At 37.8% G+C, this 20,412-nt stretch carries 16 protein-coding genes and 5 tRNA genes; 10 read left to right on the forward strand and 11 right to left on the reverse strand.

The features are described from left to right. Window positions 1-160: 160 nt before the first annotated feature. The 5 genes from I6E80_RS19605 to I6E80_RS19625 all read right to left on the reverse strand — a co-directional run bounded on the left by I6E80_RS19605 (window position 161) and on the right by I6E80_RS19625 (window position 763). Window positions 161-236 (reverse strand) — tRNA-Phe (locus I6E80_RS19605). A gap of 50 nt (window positions 237-286) precedes the next feature. Beyond that, window positions 287-362: transfer RNA gene (locus I6E80_RS19610), tRNA-Thr, on the reverse strand. A gap of 57 nt (window positions 363-419) precedes the next feature. Continuing rightward, window positions 420-495: transfer RNA gene (locus I6E80_RS19615), tRNA-Phe, on the reverse strand. Between the two features lie 45 nt (window positions 496-540). Then, window positions 541-616 (reverse strand) — tRNA-Thr (locus I6E80_RS19620). Between the two features lie 71 nt (window positions 617-687). Beyond that, window positions 688-763 (reverse strand) — tRNA-Phe (locus I6E80_RS19625). 340 nt (window positions 764-1,103) lie between these two features. Between I6E80_RS19625 and I6E80_RS19630 the strand changes: the two genes are divergently transcribed. Continuing rightward, window positions 1,104-3,881, forward strand: coding sequence for an ATP-binding protein (locus tag I6E80_RS19630; RefSeq protein ID WP_197186270.1), 2,778 nt, complete (start codon window positions 1,104-1,106; stop codon window positions 3,879-3,881). Between the two features lie 52 nt (window positions 3,882-3,933). On the opposite strand, the gene I6E80_RS19635 is transcribed toward I6E80_RS19630, so the two are convergent. Further along, window positions 3,934-4,206 (reverse strand): oxidative damage protection protein, encoded by a 273-nt coding sequence (locus I6E80_RS19635; protein ID WP_197186271.1) that lies wholly within the window; start codon window positions 4,204-4,206, stop codon window positions 3,934-3,936. A 35-nt stretch (window positions 4,207-4,241) separates the two neighbouring features. Continuing rightward, window positions 4,242-5,303, reverse strand: a complete 1,062-nt coding sequence (gene mutY, locus I6E80_RS19640; RefSeq protein ID WP_197186272.1) for an A/G-specific adenine glycosylase — start codon at window positions 5,301-5,303, stop codon at window positions 4,242-4,244. Window positions 5,304-5,464: 161 nt separating this feature from the next. On the opposite strand from mutY, the gene trmB reads away from it, so the two are divergent. From trmB to arcA, 4 genes are all read left to right on the forward strand, one after another. Then, on the forward strand, window positions 5,465-6,190 hold the full coding sequence (gene trmB, locus I6E80_RS19645; protein ID WP_197186273.1) for a tRNA (guanosine(46)-N7)-methyltransferase TrmB: 726 nt from the start codon (window positions 5,465-5,467) through the stop codon (window positions 6,188-6,190). Between the two features lie 66 nt (window positions 6,191-6,256). Continuing rightward, on the forward strand, window positions 6,257-7,282 hold the full coding sequence (locus I6E80_RS19650) for a methyltransferase (RefSeq protein WP_170072955.1): 1,026 nt from the start codon (window positions 6,257-6,259) through the stop codon (window positions 7,280-7,282). Between the two features lie 151 nt (window positions 7,283-7,433). Further along, a complete protein-coding gene (locus I6E80_RS19655) occupies window positions 7,434-9,038 on the forward strand; it encodes a sensor histidine kinase (protein WP_024600754.1) in 1,605 nt (534 codons plus the stop codon). A gap of 490 nt (window positions 9,039-9,528) precedes the next feature. Further along, window positions 9,529-10,245 carry a two-component system response regulator ArcA gene (arcA, locus tag I6E80_RS19660; RefSeq protein WP_002962549.1) on the forward strand — a complete coding sequence of 239 codons (717 nt, stop codon included), beginning with the start codon at window positions 9,529-9,531 and terminating at the stop codon, window positions 10,243-10,245. Window positions 10,246-10,261: 16 nt separating this feature from the next. Here arcA and arcB read toward each other — a convergent pair whose 3' ends face one another. Then, window positions 10,262-12,580 carry an aerobic respiration two-component sensor histidine kinase ArcB gene (gene arcB / locus I6E80_RS19665; RefSeq protein WP_024600755.1) on the reverse strand — a complete coding sequence of 773 codons (2,319 nt, stop codon included), beginning with the start codon at window positions 12,578-12,580 and terminating at the stop codon, window positions 10,262-10,264. Between the two features lie 230 nt (window positions 12,581-12,810). Here arcB and folE2 point away from each other — a divergent pair, with 230 nt between their 5' ends. From folE2 to I6E80_RS19685, 4 genes are all read left to right on the forward strand, one after another. Continuing rightward, window positions 12,811-13,731, forward strand: a complete 921-nt coding sequence (folE2, locus tag I6E80_RS19670; protein WP_076925249.1) for a GTP cyclohydrolase FolE2 — start codon at window positions 12,811-12,813, stop codon at window positions 13,729-13,731. 114 nt (window positions 13,732-13,845) lie between these two features. After that, on the forward strand, window positions 13,846-14,442 hold the full coding sequence (locus I6E80_RS19675; protein WP_024600757.1) for a DUF2726 domain-containing protein: 597 nt from the start codon (window positions 13,846-13,848) through the stop codon (window positions 14,440-14,442). A 122-nt stretch (window positions 14,443-14,564) separates the two neighbouring features. Further along, window positions 14,565-15,272: a 5'-methylthioadenosine/S-adenosylhomocysteine nucleosidase gene (gene mtnN, locus I6E80_RS19680; RefSeq protein WP_197186274.1), complete on the forward strand. Its 708-nt coding sequence runs from the start codon at window positions 14,565-14,567 to the stop codon at window positions 15,270-15,272. Then, window positions 15,273-16,217: a regulatory signaling modulator protein AmpE gene (locus I6E80_RS19685; protein ID WP_197186275.1), complete on the forward strand. Its 945-nt coding sequence runs from the start codon at window positions 15,273-15,275 to the stop codon at window positions 16,215-16,217. A 94-nt stretch (window positions 16,218-16,311) separates the two neighbouring features. On the opposite strand, the gene tyrS is transcribed toward I6E80_RS19685, so the two are convergent. Next, a complete protein-coding gene (gene tyrS, locus I6E80_RS19690) occupies window positions 16,312-17,511 on the reverse strand; it encodes a tyrosine--tRNA ligase (RefSeq protein WP_076925247.1) in 1,200 nt (399 codons plus the stop codon). Between the two features lie 311 nt (window positions 17,512-17,822). Between tyrS and I6E80_RS19695 the strand changes: the two genes are divergently transcribed. Then, window positions 17,823-19,136 carry a peptidoglycan DD-metalloendopeptidase family protein gene (locus I6E80_RS19695; protein WP_024600761.1) on the forward strand — a complete coding sequence of 438 codons (1,314 nt, stop codon included), beginning with the start codon at window positions 17,823-17,825 and terminating at the stop codon, window positions 19,134-19,136. A gap of 74 nt (window positions 19,137-19,210) precedes the next feature. Here the strand turns inward: I6E80_RS19695 and I6E80_RS19700 are convergent, their stop codons facing one another. Continuing rightward, window positions 19,211-19,387 carry a hypothetical protein gene (locus I6E80_RS19700; protein ID WP_197186276.1) on the reverse strand — a complete coding sequence of 59 codons (177 nt, stop codon included), beginning with the start codon at window positions 19,385-19,387 and terminating at the stop codon, window positions 19,211-19,213. A gap of 13 nt (window positions 19,388-19,400) precedes the next feature. Beyond that, complete coding sequence (locus tag I6E80_RS19705; protein WP_170072949.1) at window positions 19,401-20,372, reverse strand: aldo/keto reductase family oxidoreductase; 972 nt, start codon at window positions 20,370-20,372, stop codon at window positions 19,401-19,403. Between the last annotated feature and the right edge of the window lie 40 nt (window positions 20,373-20,412).

Here is a 20,412-nt window from a genome sequence, read left to right on the forward strand (position 1 = left end):
TCGAACGGTTGACCTACTGATTACAAGTCAGTTGCTCTACCAGCTGAGCTAAGTCGGCACACAAAACTGTGTGCTAATGCACGTTCAATTTTAAAGATTGAGAACTTTTATAAAGCACTTAAAATAAAAAAACCTTGCATAAGCAAGGCTTTTCAATAAATGGTGCCTCGACGCGGAATCGAACCACGGACACGAGGATTTTCAATCCTCTGCTCTACCGACTGAGCTATCGAGGCACATAAACTGTGCTAATTAATTGTGATACTTTACAATTAACTTAAATAAATGGTGCCGACTAACCGAGTCGAACGGTTGACCTACTGATTACAAGTCAGTTGCTCTACCAGCTGAGCTAAGTCGGCACACAAAACTGTGTGCTAAAGCACGTTCAATTTTAAAGATTGAGAACTTAAAGTAAATGGTGCCTCGACGCGGAATCGAACCACGGACACGAGGATTTTCAATCCTCTGCTCTACCGACTGAGCTATCGAGGCACATAAACTGTGCTAATTAATAAAATTAACCTTTAACTTAATAAATGGTGCCGACTAACCGAGTCGAACGGTTGACCTACTGATTACAAGTCAGTTGCTCTACCAGCTGAGCTAAGTCGGCACACAAAACTGTGTGCTAAGGCACGCGTAATAATGTTTAAATTGTTGATTAAACACCACTACTTTAATCAATGGTGCCTCGACCCGGAATCGAACCAGGGACACGAGGATTTTCAATCCTCTGCTCTACCAACTGAGCTATCGAGGCACTTAAACAGTGCTAATTAAAAATCTAAAGGATTTTTAATGCAATTCCCACTCATCTCTACCGACTGAGCTATCTGGGCGTGCGGCGTATTAAACGAGTTTTGCCCTTACAAGTCAACTTTTTTTTTATTCTTTATAACTGTTTGAACGGTTTTCAGACAACTCAGCACATTTTTTATTAATAACGTTCATTTTTACCACAAATCGGACTATAACTATAAATAAATATAACTAAATCAGACTAAAACCGTAGTGAATTATTTTTTGTAAATGTTACGATTAACTTAGGTACGTACGATAGGGACTTATCGTAGTAAAAACACATCAATTGGAAACAATCAATGCAGAGTAAATTCTCATCGCCAGTAAAAGGCTTACTGCCACTTTTTTTAATCATTAATATTGCTGTAACAGCGCTCGCTATTGTTGCCCACTCATTTTATACACAAACTGAAGTTAAGACAGCCCAACCAGCATCATCTGTTAATATCGTAACGCTTGCCGATAGATTAGACTTACCAATGGTCGATGCATTAACTATGTATGGTCAAGGTAAAGTAAAACAGTTACTTGATTTAACGGCTTTATTAGATGATAACTTTGAATATACTTTATATCGTTTCAATCCAGCATCTGCCACTCAGTTGGTGTATAGCAGCAGTAAGCCTGCTATAGCCTCTATTGAAGCAGAAAAGCATTTAGTAGAGCAAGGCATTCTTCACCACTTACTATTGTTAAACGATCAACCCATTGGTGAGCTTATTATTAAGCAAAACCTACCACCCACTCCTTTGAGCGCTCAAGATTCTCAAGTCATTGCTTATATTATTGCGATAGCAAGTGTTGCTACATTATTCATACTTACTTTAATGTTCAATATGTACATTAATACGCGCTTGCGTAAAAGTACTGACACTCTTACTCAAGAGTTACAGACAATCACTGAAGATGCTAATTACAATAGTAATGTTGATGAACAACTTGATATTGGTTTAGGTGTAGTAGCAAAAAACATCAACTTATTGCTACAAAAAGTACAAACTGCAATGAGCGAGAATGACGCAGCCCAAAAAGAGCTTTATAAATTACAAAATGGTCTAGAGGCCGAAGTACAAAATCGTACTTTAGCGCTTGAGCAAGCAACACTAAAAGCAGAGCGAGCAAGCGAGACTAAAACAACGTTTTTAGCAACCATGAGTCATGAGATTAGAACGCCAATGAATGGTGTTATAGGTACTATTGATTTACTTCGCCAAACCGAACTTGATGGCGCTCAGCATCGCTTAAGTACGATTATTCGTGAATCAGCGTTCTCGTTATTGAGTATTTTGGATGATATTTTAGATTTCTCTAAAATTGAGGCTGGAAAGCTAAATATTGACCCTATCCCCTTTTCAGTAACCGATACCATAGAAGAAGTTGCTCGTGTGCTCTCATCTGTTGCTAAAAAACGTGAGCTTGATTTAGAGCTAGCAATAGCACCAGATATTCCTATAAATCTTACCGGTGATAGCGTACGTGTACGTCAGGTTCTTTATAACCTGTGCAGCAACGCAATTAAATTTACGAGCACTGATGAAAAAACCCAAGGTCATGTAAAAATATCAGTAGAGGTGGTGCATAACACAACTGATCACTTTACCTTACGCTTTTGCGTAACTGATAACGGTAAAGGCATGTCGCAGGCACAACTACGCGAAATATTTAATCCGTTTATTCAAGCCGAAAGTTCGATTACCCGAGAATATGGAGGGACAGGTTTAGGTCTTTCTATTTGTAAAAGCTTAACTGAGCTTATGCTAGGGACTATTCATGTAACTAGCCATACAGGAATTGGCAGTGAGTTTACTGTTGAACTGCCGTTTAGCACATCGGGTAGAATTAAGTACGCACACAAAGGTGCATTAAATGGCAAGCAAATTGTTGTAGTTAGTAATCACCTAGAACGTGAAAAAACAATGTACCGTTATTTATCGTTTATGGGCGCTAAAATAGTTTATGCACACACAGAAGAAGAAATTGAAGAGCATCAACATTCGCAAGATATTATTTGGGTGGCTGATGGCATAGACAATATGGATAAAACAAACGCGCTGCTAAGACGCTTATTTTATTCATTAGAGGATTATAACCAACAAGTTGTTGTACTAAGCAAGCTTGATGAAGCGGCTATAAATCATAATAATATTTTTTATATTAATGCCTCTCCTCTATGTAAGTCTAACTTTATGCTGTCTATTTTAGTAGCTGCAGGTTTGCATACACCTAAACAAATTAAAAAAACCAAAACACTTAATAATTATTTAAATGTTGAGCAGGCTCGTCAATCAAACAAATTGGTTTTACTTGTTGAAGATAACCTTCTAAACCAACAAGTGCTAACCGATCAATTACACATACTAGGTTTTGGCGTTGAGATAGCAAACAACGGTGAAGAAGGCTTAGATATGTGGAGAAAAGGTGATTACTCACTTATTTTAACCGACTTACACATGCCTAAAATGTCGGGTTACGATATGGTCGAAAAAATCCGTAACGAAGCAGAGTTATTAGAATCAATTGATGCGCAGCCTTACATTATTGCTGTAACAGCAAACGCACTTAAAGGCGAAAAAGAGCGTTGTTTAGCCGTAGGTATAAACGACTTCATTACCAAACCTATAGAGCTAAACGCGTTAGAGGACACTTTAAAACGCTGGAGCGATAAGCAAAGCCAAAACCCAAATGTAGTTATCCATCAAACCATGGCGCTACCTATTGATATGGAAGCAGTTGCTAAATATGTAAATGGTGACGAAGCTAAACAGTTACGCTTTTTCAAAATGTATTTAGAACAAAGCCAAGGGCTAATTAAGGGGATTAATTCAGGCGTTATGGTTAACGATTTAGATGAGATTATTGAAGGGTGTCATCAATTAAAATCGATATCCAAAACAATTGGTGCCCAAACGGTGGCAGAACTTTCAAGTGCATTTGAAGATAAATGTAAAAAAGGTGAACTCACTACCGATGAATTAATAGACTTAAGAGATAAGTTAGAAATTGAATACTCTAAGGCAGCTCAATTTTTAAAAGAACAAATTAAAATTTCTGAGCAAGAAGATGAGTTAAGTGATTAAATAATCGCACATAAAAAAAGGGCTATTTAGCCCTTTTTTTATGTTTAAAATATTATTTTTCAGGCGGTCGATAACCTTCAATTTCCACATCTTTATTTTCAAACAAAAAGCCAACCATTTGCTCTTCTAAAAATGTGCGGTGCTCTGGGTCCATCATATTTAAATGCTTTTCGTTAATAAGCATTGTTTGCTTATGCTGCCACTGACTCCACGCTTCTTTAGAGATGTTATTAAAAATCTTTTCACCAATTTCACCAGGGTATAACTGAAAGCCAAGCCCTTCGGCTTCTTTTTGTAACTTTTGACAAAATACTGTACGTGCCATGATTGATTCTCTCTAACGCTAAATATGGGACTATTCTATACTATTGCTGTAATTTGTTTAACCAACTTTTTAGTTGGCGCTGCTAGGCCAACCTCTATTGATTGATCAAGCGGATACCACACTAATTGTTTGTCATTTACTACATCAGGAATTTTCTTAACATTGAGTACATGCGGATTAATCTTCAGCTCAAAATGTGAAAACACATGAATAAATGCTTCAAGCTCTACTAAGTCGGCTTCTAATCCTTGCTGAGCTAAAAACGTTTGAAGCTCCTCGTACTTATTAAATTCAAAAAAGCCAAACAGTCCTCCCCAAATACCGCTGTTAGGGCGTTTTTCCATAAGCACTTTATCGCCGCACTGAACAATTAACTGATGACAACTCTTCTTTGGCACTGCTTTTTTAGGTTTAGAATGTGGAAACTCTTTTACTTTACCTGCATTAAAGGCACCACAACCTGAATTTAATGGGCAAGCCTCGCAATCAAAGCGACTGCGTGAGCAAACACTCGCTCCTAAATCCATCATAGCTTGATTAAATTCGGTGACATTATTTTTAGGTGTTAATTGCTCTGATAAATGCCAAAGCTGGTTTTCGACTTTTTTAACACCGTACCAACCTTCTATCATAAAGTAGCGCGCTAAGACTCGCTTAACATTCCCATCTAAAATTGGATGATGCTGCCCAAGCGACAATGATAAAACAGCCCCAGCAGTAGAGCGCCCTATTCCCGGTAAATCCATTACTTCATCAAGCGTTTGCGGAAATTCGCCTTGGTACTTGTCACGTACTATTTTAGCTGTTTTATGTAAGTTACGCGCACGAGCGTAATACCCTAAGCCGGTCCAGTGATGCAGTACTAAATCTTCATCAGCATCAGCTAAAGCAATAATATCTGGAAAGCTTTGCATAAATTTTTCAAAATATGGGATAACAGTAATAACTTGAGTTTGCTGGAGCATCACCTCAGACACCCACACTTTATAAGGTGTTTTACCCAACTGCCATGGAAGTGTTTTACGCCCATGAAGGTGATACCAATCAACAACTTGATTAGAAAACGAATTAGACTGTTCTTTATTTAAATCCAACATATTGTACTTTTACTGATGCTCAATGGCGGCTCAGTCTATTGTAGTTAATAAAAAGATCAAGCTATAGGGCGTGTAAAACCAGCTAATACTTGTGATTGCGGGCTCGGTCAGGGATAATATGCAACCATTTTTAAACACATTGTTTTTGTCAGGCCAATAATATGAGTGAATCAAGCAACACTAACCTTGAGCAAGCTAAGCAAGAAGGTAAATACATCCGCACCATTCGCAGTTTTGTAAAACGCGAAGGTCGATTAACCAAAGGCCAAGCCGCTGCAATCGAAAAATGCTGGCCAACAATGGGCCTAGAGCATAAAAACGGTATGCTTGATTTAAGCGAAGTTTTTGGCAATAACAACGATGTAGTAGTAGAAATTGGTTTTGGTATGGGTAAATCGCTTGTCGAAATGGCAACAAATGCCCCTCACCTAAACTTTATTGGTATTGAAGTACACCGCCCAGGCGTTGGTGCTTGTTTAATGGATGCCGATGAAGCTTGCATTACTAACTTACGTATTTTTGAACACGATGCAGTTGAAGTACTTGCAGATTGTATACCTAATGAAAGCTTAACAACTCTACAATTGTTTTTCCCTGATCCTTGGCATAAAAAGCGCCATCACAAACGCCGTATTGTACAAACTGAGTTTGTTGAAAAACTAAGAGCCCAACTTAAAATGGGTGGCGTTTTTCATATGGCAACAGATTGGGAAAACTATGCAGAGCATATGCTTGAAGTAATGAATGTAGCGCCTGGTTTTAAAAACCAATCAGAAACTAACGATTATGTTCCACGTCCAGATTTGCGCCCGCTTACTAAGTTTGAGCAGCGCGGACATCGCCTAGGTCATGGCGTGTGGGATTTAATGTTTGAACGTACTGAGTAATTTGTAACTTTAAGCACTCACTTTTATTTTTGATAAAACTAAACATACTGTAAGGCAAAGCCATTTATGAGCGTACTAACCAACCCAAGCTTACTGTTACTTCGTAATAGCGAGGCATTAACGGGCAAATCTATCTTGGTGGTCAACTTTGTTCAAGATGGCTTTTTAACAGAGCTTAAAAAGCTTAACCCGCAAAGCAAGGTAACTGCATTTAGCTACAACCATGCTAACGGTGAGTTTGCTAAAAACAGCAAAGACGTTGAAATCCACGTAAATCACACAATACCTGGTAACGGCTATGATTTAGTTATTCTTTACTATCCTAAATCAAAACCAGAGTTATTAATGGCGCTTGATAATATTCGAGCTGCTATTACTGATGATGCCGAGCTATTAGTGGTAGGTGAAAATAAAAGTGGTGTTAAATCAATTGAAAAGCAATTAGCTGGCAAAGCAGAGTTTAGTAACAAAATAGATTCGGCTAAGCACTGCGTTCTTTACTCATTTGCTGAGATTACCCAGCACCCTAATTTTGATATTACGACCTACCATAAAAAGTTTGTTGTTAATGTTGCTGACACCGAGTTTACAGCTATTAGTGTCCCTGGGGTGTTTAATCACGGTAGTTTAGATATGGGAACGAAAGTTCTACTCGAAAACGCACCGACAATTAAGCAAGGTAGGGTTCTCGACTTTGGTTGTGGCGCAGGTTTAATAGCAACCTTTTTAGGGCTGCATAACCCAGCACTTGAGTTTGTGTGTAGTGATGTAAGTGCACTGGCAACTTACGCAACACAGCAAACCCTAAAGCTTAACAGCATCAAAGGCGAAGCGATATTAAGTGACGGCCTTAAAAGCATTACCGGTAAGTTTGATTTAATTATTAGCAATCCACCTTTTCATACGGGTATTGCAACCGACTACACAGTAGCAGAGACATTTTTAGCAAATGCAAAACAGCATTTAACTAAAGCAGGAAAGCTGAATATTGTAGCTAACAGCTTTCTAAAGTACCCGCCTATTTTAGAAACGCAATTTGAAAGCTACCAAACTGTATTTAAAAATAACAAATTTGCCGTATATAGCAGCTAATATTATTTTTTAAAACGCTTGAGTCCAACTGTACTCAAGCTAACCTTCGTATAAATATAAGAATTAATTTAGCTTTTTTCCTTCATTTTCTCCTGTCTTTGCTAAACTAAAATTCTAAATAATTAAAATTAACTCAGGCGATAATGAAATAATGCCTAAAAAAGTTCATCAAAGTAGCATTCGTAAAGCGCTCATTAACTTAATTATGCTTATTACAGCTATTTGCTTGTCGCTATCTATTTCGATTTCTACGTATTTAAGCGTAAAAGAGCAAAAGCAATTAATCATTAATAAACTCGTCATACTTTCTGAAATTGTAGCTTTTGATGCTGGTAAATCAGTAGCTGAAGATGATAGAAAAACAGAAGAAAAGCGCCTCAAGTCATTTGAAAACATCCCTCTTGTCAAAAACATACATATTTATTCAATAGAAAAAGCATCAAAAAAACCTGTTTTTTTTATTAGTTTCAATGCAAAAAAAACGCCTCCAGTACCGCTAAGAATAGACAGTGTTGATGAACTAAAAACACCACGAATTACGAGCGATAATATTGAACTAACCCGCCCTATTTACGATAACGAACAGTTGGTTGGTTATGTATACATGCGAGGAAGTCTGGAAAGTTTAGAAACTTATATTGAAAGGAAAATATTAATAGATGTCCTATTAACGCTATTAATTTTGGTAGTTGTTTACTTTATTGCTATAAAAGTTCAAAGACGTATAGCTAAGCCAATAGAACAGCTAAGCATGCTATTGCAGGATGTATCTAAAAATCATAACTATGATGCACGCGCGCCGGGAACCGATGTAAAAGAAATAACCGCCCTTTCAAATAGTTTAAATATCATGCTTGCACGTACCAAAAAGCAGCTTGAGCGCCACGAAAAAGATAAACAAGAAATAAAACAGCTCAACCAAAGTCTTGAAGAAAAAGTAAGTCAACGAACTATTGCTCTCAGAGAGGCAAATCAAGAGCTATTATCAACCCTTGAGCGAATGCACCAGTATCAAACACAAATTGTTGAAAACGAAAAAATGGCGTCTTTAGGGCAAATGGTGGCAGGTGTTGCCCATGAAGTGAATACACCAATAGGGCTTGGTATTACAGGTTCTACATTACTACGAGATAAGCTAGCAGATATACAACAAAGCTTTAATGATAAAAAACTAACCTCTAACCACTTAAAACGATTTATAGATGAAGGTATTGAAAACTTAGACTTAATTTATCGTAACTTAAATCGTGCCGCTGACCTTATTTCTAATTTTAAAAAAGTGGCCGTTATTCAAGACGACGGTGTTAATACCTACATTAATGTGCATAAATTAATTAGCGATGTTTTAATATCAATACAATCTGAGTTACTGCCTAAAAAGCCTGTCGTTATCATTAACTGCCCGATCGATTTGGCCATTCATAGTAAGTCCGAACCTCTACAGCAGGTGTTTCAGCAGTTACTTATGAACTCTGTAATTCATGGATTTATAGGTAAAGAAAATAATGAAATTCGCTTTGATGTAGAACTGGTAGGGAAAAAATTAACAATCGTTTATTCTGACAATGGTCAAGGCGTTGATAAAAATATTAAAAATAGAATTTTTGACCCTTTTGTAACTTCCAAGCGAGGACAAGGCGCAAGCGGCCTAGGGATGCACTTAGTATACAACTTAGTAACACAGGCTCTCGGCGGAAGAGTTATGTTTGATCTTGAAGAAAAACACGGTGCTCGCTTTATAATTACTATTCCTTAAATAAAGATCACTAAAAAGTACATATATTTAAAATTTATCCTTGAATTCGCATTTAATGACCTCATTAATGAGGCATGTGATAAGCGTGTAATACTATTTAATTACATTAAATAAATATTACTAAGCGATTTATGAACTTTTTTATCTTTGCTGTATCACATACATTGATGAAAGGTTAGAAAGTGATATAGTTTTGCTTTGAATTAGTCTGATTATTTTAAGTACCTTGTTTGATTGAATGATGTATCAATTATTAAAGGAAAATGGCTTCGACTTTATGATTCAAATAGCTACATCCACGTATATATCAATTAAACAGTAGTTTTTGCACTGCCCTTTTTAGTAGACTTTGGACACCCTACTGTTTTATTTTTATCCAATTTGTTTTTTCCTTGTTAACAAATGGGTATAATCCTATAATCTCTAGTAATCGGTTATAAATTCGTCACCGGTTTTTTATAAATAAAATATTCCAAAAGGTTAATTAATAATGCAAACGCCAGTCATTCTAATCGTAGAAGATGAAGACGTAACTCGACTGAACCTAGTTAGTTTATTTGAAGCTGAAGGGTACAAAGTTATTGAAGCCATTGATGGCGATGATATGCATGACAAGCTTACAAATAACGATGACGTTAATCTTGTAGTTATGGATATCAACCTTCCTGGTAAAAACGGTCTTATTTTAGCCCGTGAATTACGCCAAAAGCGTAAAGTGGGCCTTATATTCCTAACAGGTCGTGACAATGATGTTGACCGTATTTTAGGTCTTGAAATTGGCGCAGATGACTACGTTACTAAGCCATTCAACCCACGTGAATTAACTATTAGAGCTCGCAACCTTATTACTCGTACTGCTTTAGGCGGTGAAGAGTCAGCACTAGAAACAAATGGTGTTATTACATTTAACGGCTGGGAACTTGATGAAAATAGCCGTTGTCTTACTTCTCCAAATGGCGACGCTAAGCGTTTACCAAAAGGTGAGTACAGAGCACTTCGTTTAATGCTTGATTCTCCAGGTCGTATCTTTAGCCGTGAGCAATTAATTAAACACATGACAGGACGTGAGCTTCGTGCAAATGACCGTACTGTTGATGTTACTATTCGTCGAATTCGTAAGCATTTTGAAAGTGATAACTCAACGTCAGAGTTAATCAGCACCATCCATGGTGAAGGTTACCGTTTCATTGGTAAAATTGACGCTTAATGAGAGCTAATTAGTTTCACTCTAATTGCTGTAAAAATAAATGAAGGGCTTTTTGTCCTTCATTTATTTTATCTGCTAGAACATCTAACCACTTCTTTAATACTTCATCAGATTCATCTATTGCACCATGCTCCATTACTTTGGCATGAAGCTGCACATCATTAAGACCTACTGAGCCAGCCGCACCTTTAAGTTTATGTGCCACTGATTCATATTCTTCTCTATCACCGGCAGTTAATGAAGTAAGTAATTCTTGCTGATATTGTGGACTTAGCTTTTCGAATAACTGACTACTGCGCCTAAATACGACCAAACCCATTGAATTTACAAAGTCTTCTATTGTTTCAATATCTAATAGGTGTGCATCAATACCTTCAAGTGCTTCTTCACTCACTTTAAGTTGTGGTTCTGAGCATTCACTTTGCTTAATGCCAAATAAGTCAGCCAGCATTTTATCAAGCTTAACTGTGTTAATTGGTTTAGCCAACGCACCTTGTATTGATATACCCTCAAGCTCTTTTTCAGCACTACGTACATTAGCTGTTAAAGCAACTATTGGTAATTTATCAAAATGGCTATCTGAACGTATTTGCTTAGCAACCACGTCACCGTTTATATCTGGTAACTGCATATCAAGTAGAACTAAGTCGAGATCATCTTCGGTTTCAACAAACGAAAGTGCATCCTCACCGGTTTCAGCCCATAAAACTTCATGGCCGCGTTGCTCTAATAAGTTTGTAGCAATTTCGGCGTTAAGAGGCACATCTTCCACTAGTAAAATATACAAGCCTCGGCCAACATAACTTTGCTCTGTAGGTGCAATACATAAACTAAGCGGTATTTGCACTGTAAAACAACTTCCTTCACCTTCAGTACTATTGACTGTGATTATCCCTTTCATTGCACTTACAAGTGCCTTGGTTACAGCTAAACCAATACCTGAGCCTATCGCGTTAGTCCCTTTTAAATCCGGTGCTTTGTAATACATATCAAATATATGGGCAAGCTGCTCGGGTGGAATACCTTGACCAGTATCCGATACCTTAATAACTAACCATGGGCCTTCTACACGATTTTCTCGGCTACATTCGAGTGTTACTTTTCCTTGTTGAGTAAACTTAACTGCGTTGTTAATTAAGTTCCAAACAACTTGGCGTAGACGAGTTGGATCGAGCTGCGCATAAATATCCAGCATGCCATTGCGCTTAATATCAAATTCAAGTTCTTTCTGCTCTGCTATTAAACCCGCAAAGTTAACTACATCGTTTATAAAGTCTGACACATTTATAGAGTTGGTTGCTATATCGAGCTGATCTCTATCTATTTTATCTAAGTCTATAATATCGTTAAAAATATTACCGAGTGTTTCAGCACTCGAAAAAATAGTATTGCCCCAACTACGCTGTTGCTTATTAAGCTCTGTATCTAATAACATACGCGTTAAACCAACAATACCATTCAATGGTGTACGTAGTTCATGGCTCAGCGTAGCAATAAACTTACCTTTGTCTTTATAGGCAGTTTCAAGTGCTTGAGCTGCTTCTTTACGGCTAGTGATATCACGACCAAAACCCAATAAACCAATGTAGTCACCGTCATCATTTATAAAAGGTAATTTACGCAGCTCAAACCAACGTGTTTCACCGTCCACTTCATAGCCTACATCTATAGTTAGTGCTTTATGGCTCTGCTCTACCTCTTTGTCGGTTGCCAAAACTTCAGCTAAAAAATGACTCGGAAATATTTGCTCAACCGTTTTACCAATGAGTTCGCTGCTTGATTTACCCATTACTTCTTCAAACATTTTATTACAGCCTGCAAATACACCGTTGTTATCGCGGTAATAAAATAAATCGGGAGATGAATCAACTATTGAGCGTTGCAACATGCTTTGTTGAGCAAGTTCTTGTTGAGTTTTTTTACGCTCAGCAATTTCTCGGCGCAACTCTTCGATAGCGCGGTGCTTGGCATGAAACGCCATTTTACGCTCATCAATTTCAATATTTAAACGGCTAATGTTGTCTTTTAAGGTTTGGTTTAATAGCTTTTCTTGTTTGGTTGCACTATCTAAATAAGCATACGAGGCATCTAATTGACGAATTGAATTAAGTAATACACTTATAATTAAAGGAGAAACTACAGCAGTAAAAAACACCACAGCCAAAATATCAACAAGGTTCAATTCGCCTATCGCAACATAATAAAACATGCTCGATAAAATAAGAGATACAGTTAAAAATAAAGTGTAACAAATAGCTGCTGTTTTAAATTCACCAAATCGCGTTATTAAGCTGGAAAGTACCCGAGCCCAAGGGCTCAAAGAATAATCGGTCATACGTAATTTTATCTCTTAGCTGTGTACTTATATATAAAGAAGGCAATGCGTATGCGCAAACATACCATTTTTTCAGATTTTAGCATTTTTATCCTGCCACTACCCATGTTGTGCGATAAAAACAAAAATTTCATGTTTGATTTTGCTTCTCTCCTCAACTCATCATTTCAGCAATAAATTATTTAGTGTAAAATGCCCCGCTTTATTATCTCCAAATACGAGTAGCGCACATGCAAACCAATATGCCAGATATAGCAGACACAGCACCCGCTTTACAAACAGGTAAATTAGACTGGGTTGGCATGGGCGAAATCGAACTGCCATTTATTTTTGAATCGCGAGACTTATCACCGGTAACGGTAAACGCTAAAGCCCGTGCATTTGTTAATTTGCATAAAGAAGATGCCAAAGGCATTCATATGTCACGCCTATTTTTGGCACTTGACCTGCTTTCAACTGAGCAGCAAGTTAATCCGCAAACAATAGCGCAAGCACTCGATACCTTTATAACTAGCCACGAAGGGCTAAGCGATAAAGCACAAATTGAATTTAAATTTGAATTACCGCTCCGCCGTAAATCACTATTAAGTGGTAAAGCGGGCTGGAAAAGCTACCCAGTTGTACTTACCAGTACAATTGAAAATAACATTATTAGCTACGAGCTAACCGTAGATGTTACCTATTCTTCAACATGCCCTTGCTCTGCGGCACTTGCGCGACAGCTTATACAAAACGCGTTTAACGAAAAGTTTAACCAAGAAACCTTAAGCCAAAAAGATGTCCACGAGTGGCTAGGCACTACACAAGGTATTGTAGCGACACCTCACTCGCAGCGCTCTATTGCAAACGTAAAAGTAAAGCTTGATAGCAATATTCAAGAGTTTGACGTTGTGACGCTAATTAATACCCTTGAAGCTGAACTTAAAACGCCTGTACAAGCGGCAGTAAAACGCGAAGACGAGCAAGAATTTGCCCGTTTAAATGGCCAAAACCTTATGTTTTGTGAAGATGCCGCACGTAAAATAAAAGCATTGCTGGAGGATGGTAATTACAGCGACTACTGGCTGCAAATAAACCATTATGAATCACTACATGCACACGATGCTGTAGCTATTGCGGTTAAAGGCATTGAAAGTGGCTACAAAGCTTAATTGCTGCGTAGTTTTACTTTTAAAACAAACGGTATTTATTTTATAACCCATACTTTTTAGGCACGTAAATTGCTTTATTTGAGCAGTGTCAATTTGTTGTTATGGAGTTACCGTATGGAATTCGCTTTATTATTAATCTTAGTGTTAGTTGTCGGGGCCTCTGTTGTTGCGTCAAAATTTAATGACGATGGCGGAAACCCGTATCCTTTTACCCGCAAGCAAACTGTTTTCACTCAGGTTGAAGGCGCTTTTTTAAATCTTCTCGAGCGTGCTGTTGGCGATCAATATAAAGTTGTTAGTCGCGTTAAGTTAATTGACGTTATTGACTGTAAGCAAGGTCTTTCAGTTAAATCTAAACGTGCAGCTTTAGCTAAAGCTAAAAATAAGCAACTCGACTTTGTATTAATCGACAAAGAAAAACTTACTATTGTTGCGGCTGTTGACCTAGTTAACAATGCCAATAAAGATGGCCACAAAGCTCAACGCGACTGGTTTGTAAACGGTGCATTAGAGTCTGCGGGTATTCCACATATTCGTATGAAAGTTAAATCGGGCTACCGTCCTTCTGAAGTACGCGATGCAATTATGTTTAAACTTGGTAAGCCTGCAGCAACACAAACGCAGCGCCCTGTTCGTAATCGCTCACATAAGCCAGCGGTACTTTCACCTTCTCAAGCTAAAGCACAAACAACTGCTTTAGCTGAAATTTAAAAACCAAATTAAATACTCTCCTAAAAAGTATTTAAAGCGAGCTCATAAACAAGCTCGCTTTTTTGTTTTTTATTGCTAACTTCACGTATAATCAAGTGATTCAAACTCAGGAATTAAACATTATGAATGTTGGTATTATTGGCGCAATGGAGCCAGAAGTTAAAATTTTACGTGAAGCGATGCAAAACCCACAAATTTTAACTAAAGCAGGTTTCACTTTTTATACTGGTGAATTGGCTGGTAACACAGTAACACTTGTTCAATCTGGTATTGGTAAAGTAGCATCAACGATTGCAACCACCTTACTGATTGATAACTTCAAACCTGATTGCGTAATTAACACAGGCTCTGCCGGTGGATTCGATCCATCACTAAGTGTTGGCGACGTAGTAATTTCGTCAGAAGTACGTCACCACGATGTAGATGTTACTGCTTTTGGCTACGAAATTGGCCAAGTACCTCAAATGCCAGCAGGCTTTGTAGCTCACCCAAAATTAGTAGAAGCAGCACAACAAACAATCGAACAAATCAGTGATGTTAAAACACTTGTTGGCTTAATTTGTACTGGCGACACCTTCATGTGTGATCCGGTACGTATTGATAAAGCACGCAGTGATTTTCCTACAATGCTTGCCGTTGAAATGGAAGGCGCTTCAATTGCACAAACGTGTTTTACGCTTAACACGCCATTTGTTGTTATTCGCTCAATGTCTGATATTGCAGGTAAAGAGTCACCACAATCATTTGAAGAATACCTAGAAACAGCATCAATCAACTCATCTAAAATGGTTGTCGCACTTTTAGAAAAGCTAACTGCAGTGTCTCTTTAAATGCTTAGCAATATTGTTCAAAACCACTTGGACTTTATTGCCTTCATACTAGCGCTCCTTGCTGAGCGCTTTATTCCTCTTGTTAGCTGGTATCATCCTAATACAGCGTTAAGCGCGGTTTTTAGTGCTATTGGCAAGCGTATATACAAACGCAAAGAACCTAAAAGCTATCAATATTTAGCAGCTATACTGGCAAGCACGCTCATTTTAAGTGTTATTCTCATTATTGTAGTGTTAATACTCGAGTTTGCTTTTTACCCTGAATTACTCGCAGGTCTTATTTTATACTTATGCTTAGAAAGTAAGAGTATTGATAAAAAAGCGCTCCGTATTGCAAAGCTCACTAAACAAAATCAAAAATCGACGGCACGCGAATTACTAAAACCACTGCTTGCCCGTGAAGTTAATAGGCTTTCATCTCCTGGTATTATTAAAGCATTAATTGAGAGTTTAATACTGCGCACTGCTCGATACTATTTCGTAGTTATATTTATATTTTTAGCCTTTGGCCCTATTGCTGCTCTCGCCTATCGATTACTTACTTTAATACAACAAGCCTGGCGTAGTGATATATCCCCAAATAGCTACTTTTTAAAACCGCTTAAAATTCTCTTGTTTATTATTGAGTATATTCCAATGCGCTTGCTAGCTTTAACTATTGCAGCAAGTAGAGCGAGCAAACAAAGCATGCACTACATAAAACATTACGGCAGGCACTTTTATCAAACTAATACTGGTTGGCTACTCAGTACATGTTCTGCATCACTTGGTGTACAACTAGGCGGGCCTGCGGTTTATTTGGGTACTCGCTTTAACAAAATGCGTATTGGTGCTGATAGACTACCTACCCCCGAGGATGTGCCCGTTATAATTAATAGGTTAAATCAGGCCCGTGCATTTTGGTTGTTAGTAATTGTAAGTATTGAAATATTAAAAGTGATTTAGTGACTATTTAGTGACTACCTCGTAACTATTTACAGACCCAAAATACAAGCACAAAAAAACCAGCCTAGGCTGGTTTTTTAGTTTCATACTGTATTTAAGCTACAGTGATGTTTGCAAACTTACGTTTACCTACTTGGTAAATAGCCGTTGTACCTTTTGCTACTTCAAGTTTGGTATCAGTGATTTTATCTTCACCGTTAAGTTTAACTGCACCTTGCTTAATCATGCGCATTGCTTCTGACGTACTAACTACTAAATTTGCTTCTTTAAGCAAGTTAGCAATTAAAATAGTATCTTCTGCAATAGTGATTGTCAGCTCAGGGATTTCATCTGGTAACGCTTTTTTCTGAAAACGCTGAATAAAATCATCATGTGCACCTTGTGCATCAGCTTCACTATGAAAACGAGCAATTAACTCTTTAGCTAGTTCTATTTTAATATCGCGCGGGTTAGTACCTTGCTCAACACGCTCTTTTTGAGCTGCAATTTCTTCAATAGAAAGCGCGCTTAATAAATCGTAATAACGCCACATTAGCACATCACTAATTGACATTATTTTACCAAACATATCGTTTGGCGCATCAGTAATACCAATGTAATTACCAAGTGACTTAGACATTTTTTGAACGCCGTCAGTACCTTCAAGTAATGGCATCATTAATACTGTTTGCGGCCTTTGGCCTTCAACTTTCTGTAGCTCACGACCCATTAGTAAGTTAAAGCGCTGATCAGTACCACCTAGTTCTACATCAGACTCTAGTGCAACCGAATCCCAACCTTGTACCAGAGGGTATAAAAACTCATGAATTGCAATTGGTTGACCGCTGCCATAACGCTTTTTAAAGTCATCACGTTCAAGCATGCGCGCTACGGTTTGGTTTGCAGCAAGTTTTATCATACCTGCAGCGCCTAACTTTTCCATCCAAGTAGAGTTAAATGCAACAGTGGTTTTAGCAGGGTCGAGAATTTTGAATACTTGTTCTTTATATGTTTCAGCATTGGCTAATACGTCTTCGCGAGTAAGTGGTTTACGTGTTACGTTTTTACCTGTTGGGTCGCCAATCATGCCAGTAAAGTCACCAATTAAGAAAATAACCTCATGACCTAGATCCTGAAAGGTTTTCATTTTATTAATTAGTACAGTGTGCCCTAAATGTAAATCAGGTGCTGTAGGATCAAAGCCTGCTTTTATTTTTAGCTTTTTGCCCGACTTTAGTTTTTCAACTAGTTCGTCTTCAATTAATATTTCTTCTGCACCGCGTTTTATCTCTGCTAGAGCGGTTTGTAAATCCACTTTGTATTACTCCAAAATTCTGCCTACGAAGGGGCGACTAGTTACTTGTAATCACGGTTTTTATTAAGGTTTAAACCGAACATATATATGTAGCTAACATAACAAATTTCTATCTAATTAAAATAACTTTTTAAGTTATTAGGGCAACTAAACTAAATGAATTGAGTCTTAGTTAGATAGGACGTTAAAAAAGGCTTTCTACCCTTGATTTTAGCGTAGTTTAAATCTACAAAACACTAGTATTCGCACATTATTAAGTATATCCTGCAATATTACGTATTTATTATCTTGACAGCAGAAAAAGGCACGTTATGGTTCACGTGGTTCACACGCTCCCCAAAAAACACAAATTGCTTATTCTAGGTTTGGTTTCTGCTATTGTTGGCTTAGCCTTTCTTCCTTCTGAAAAAGCCACTGCATCCAAAGACAATAGTGCAAATGCACTAGAAATTGGTAAGCGCTATGAGTTACAAGTTAAAGTTGATGACAACGAAAAATTAACTGAGCTAAATTCAGAGCAAGCAGCAGAAAAGTTACCAGAATACGACTTTGTCGATCATAAAGTTAAAAATGGCGACAATTTAGCAATTATCTTTAAGCGTGCTGGTTTTTCAGCTCAAACGCTTCATAAACTAATTAACACTAATGCAGAGACTCGCAAGCTAACTAAAATTCATCCAGGTGAAGTACTCAGTTTTGCTACTGCTGAAGATGGCTCTTTGGCTCAACTGCGTTATGTAATTTCAAAAACAGATACTTTATTTGTTACCTTAAACGACGAAGGTAATTACGATACAGCTATCGATAGTAAAGAAATTGAAACGCTAACTAAAACCGCTGGCGGCGAAATATCTAATAATTTTTGGACTTCAGCAATTGCGGCAGGCTTAAGCGAGCGCCAAATAATGAACTTTGCTGACATATTTGGTTGGGATGTTGATTTTGCAAATGATATTCGTAAAGGCGATTTATTTGGCTTAATTTACGAGTCTCATTATGTTGATGGCGAGTTTATTGGTACCGGTAAAATTATTGCCGCTGAATTTGTAAACCAAGGTCAACGCTTTGCAGCGATTCGCCATACCGACGGCAATTTTTATACGCCTGAAGGGCGTAGCATGAAAAAAGCCTTTTTACGTGCACCTGTAAGCTTTAAGTATATTAGTTCTAGCTTTAATCCTAAGCGACTTCATCCTGTTACTGGGCAAGTTAGAGCGCACCGTGGTATCGACTTTGCAGCACGCACTGGCACACCAGTAGTCGCATCAGGTAACGGTAAGGTAGTTAAAGCGGGTTACAGCAAGTACAACGGTAACTACGTATTTATCAGCCATGGCACACAATATGTAACTAAGTACTTACACCTAAATAAGAAACTAGTTAAAACAGGCCAAAAAGTTAAACAGGGCCAACAAATTGGTACTGTAGGTTCTACTGGTCGTGTTACTGGGGCGCATTTACACTATGAGTTTTTGGTAAATGGCGTTCATCGTAATCCTAAAACCGTTAAGCTTCCAAAGTCAGAGCCATTACCTCGCTCAGAACTTGCTAAGTTTAAACCGATTGCAGATAACTTTATTGCCCAACTTGAGCGCAATCGCGAGCTACAGTTAGCACTAAAATAAAGCTTATTAATAAATATTAAAAAAGCCTTTGCAGGTTAAACCTGCAAAGGCTTTTTTGTATACGCTATAAACCATCAATTCATTAATACATAAATGAGCTGAATAACTAAAGATACCATCACTAGCGGCCAAATATATTTACTGTATTTGGTTGCGCCAGCAAGCCCTATTTTACTTTGATATTTTTCAAGCAATGGAATGAGTATCGCCAGCGCGACAAACAATCCAATTAAAATAACGAATATATTCATATTAGCGCCCTACTTATGGTAGCTCGTGCCCTTTAGCGCTGACATAAAGTGCATACCAATGCTCACGAGTTAGCTCTACGTTGACAGCATCACAAGAGGCTTTAATACGCTTGGCATTAGTTGTTCCAATAATAGGCTGAATAGATGCGGGATGGCGAAGTAACCATGCAATTACAATCGCCTCAGCAGAAGTATCATAAAGTGCAGCCAGTTTATTAACTAAAAGACTGGTGTTTATATCGGCCTGCGATGCGTTTGATAAATCACTACCACTGTATAAACCTTGGCATAAACTGCCCCAGCTTTGAATTTGAATTTCAAAATGGCGACAGTACTCAATACTACCTGGTGTAAAATTAAGATCTTTACCGTCACTGTTACCGGCATATACACCTTCATCAACAAACTGATGCTTTTGCAAACTAGCCTCAATTTGATTAGCCACAATAGGCATATCAAGTGCGTGCTGTAAAAAATTCATTTGGTGTTGCTGCATATTAGATACTGCAAAATTGCGCACTTTACCGCTTTCTTTTAAGCAACTAAATATACGAGCAATTTCGTTAACTTCCATGAGAGGATCAGGACGATGTAGCATAAGTACGTCTAAATACTCTGTATTTAATCGCTTCAAGGATGCTTCAACTGATTGCTCAATCCACTTAGCCGAAAAATCATAGCGCTTTGGTCCTAAGTCATCTTCAAAACGAATCCCACACTTAGATTGAATATACATGTGCTCTCTAAGCTCTGGTCGCTCACTTAATGCTTTACCAAAAACCTGCTCAGCTTTACCAAAAGTATAAATATCAGCATGGTCAAAAAAGTTAATGCCACCTTCAATAGCATTATCTATACATTCATGAGTTTGCTTAACATGTGCATCAGTAATTGCGTCTTTATTCCAACCGCCGCCCAGACCCATGCATCCGAATACAAGTTTACTAACATGAGGTAAGTGCTTTGCTAAAGGTGTGTGAAGCATGATAACTATCCTTAAAATTTTGAAGAGCTGTTACTGTAAA

The organism is Pseudoalteromonas sp. NSLLW218, assembly GCF_015864775.1.
Classification (GTDB): Bacteria; Pseudomonadota; Gammaproteobacteria; order Enterobacterales; family Alteromonadaceae; genus Pseudoalteromonas.

Bases quoted from the DNA above. Each gene is read 5' to 3' on its own strand.
- I6E80_RS19630 (WP_197186270.1), top strand. From the start codon at position 1,104: ATGCAGAGTAAATTCTCATCGCCAGTAAAAGGCTTACTGCCACTTTTT.
- I6E80_RS19635 (WP_197186271.1), bottom strand. From the start codon at position 4,206: ATGGCACGTACAGTATTTTGTCAAAAGTTACAAAAAGAAGCCGAAGGG.
- mutY (WP_197186272.1), bottom strand. From the start codon at position 5,303: ATGTTGGATTTAAATAAAGAACAGTCTAATTCGTTTTCTAATCAAGTT.
- trmB (WP_197186273.1), top strand. From the start codon at position 5,465: ATGAGTGAATCAAGCAACACTAACCTTGAGCAAGCTAAGCAAGAAGGT.
- I6E80_RS19650 (WP_170072955.1), top strand. From the start codon at position 6,257: ATGAGCGTACTAACCAACCCAAGCTTACTGTTACTTCGTAATAGCGAG.
- I6E80_RS19655 (WP_024600754.1), top strand. From the start codon at position 7,434: ATGCCTAAAAAAGTTCATCAAAGTAGCATTCGTAAAGCGCTCATTAAC.
- arcA (WP_002962549.1), top strand. From the start codon at position 9,529: ATGCAAACGCCAGTCATTCTAATCGTAGAAGATGAAGACGTAACTCGA.
- arcB (WP_024600755.1), bottom strand. From the start codon at position 12,580: ATGACCGATTATTCTTTGAGCCCTTGGGCTCGGGTACTTTCCAGCTTA.
- folE2 (WP_076925249.1), top strand. From the start codon at position 12,811: ATGCAAACCAATATGCCAGATATAGCAGACACAGCACCCGCTTTACAA.
- I6E80_RS19675 (WP_024600757.1), top strand. From the start codon at position 13,846: ATGGAATTCGCTTTATTATTAATCTTAGTGTTAGTTGTCGGGGCCTCT.
- mtnN (WP_197186274.1), top strand. From the start codon at position 14,565: ATGAATGTTGGTATTATTGGCGCAATGGAGCCAGAAGTTAAAATTTTA.
- I6E80_RS19685 (WP_197186275.1), top strand. From the start codon at position 15,273: ATGCTTAGCAATATTGTTCAAAACCACTTGGACTTTATTGCCTTCATA.
- I6E80_RS19695 (WP_024600761.1), top strand. From the start codon at position 17,823: ATGGTTCACGTGGTTCACACGCTCCCCAAAAAACACAAATTGCTTATT.
- I6E80_RS19700 (WP_197186276.1), bottom strand. From the start codon at position 19,387: ATGAATATATTCGTTATTTTAATTGGATTGTTTGTCGCGCTGGCGATA.
- I6E80_RS19705 (WP_170072949.1), bottom strand. From the start codon at position 20,372: ATGCTTCACACACCTTTAGCAAAGCACTTACCTCATGTTAGTAAACTT.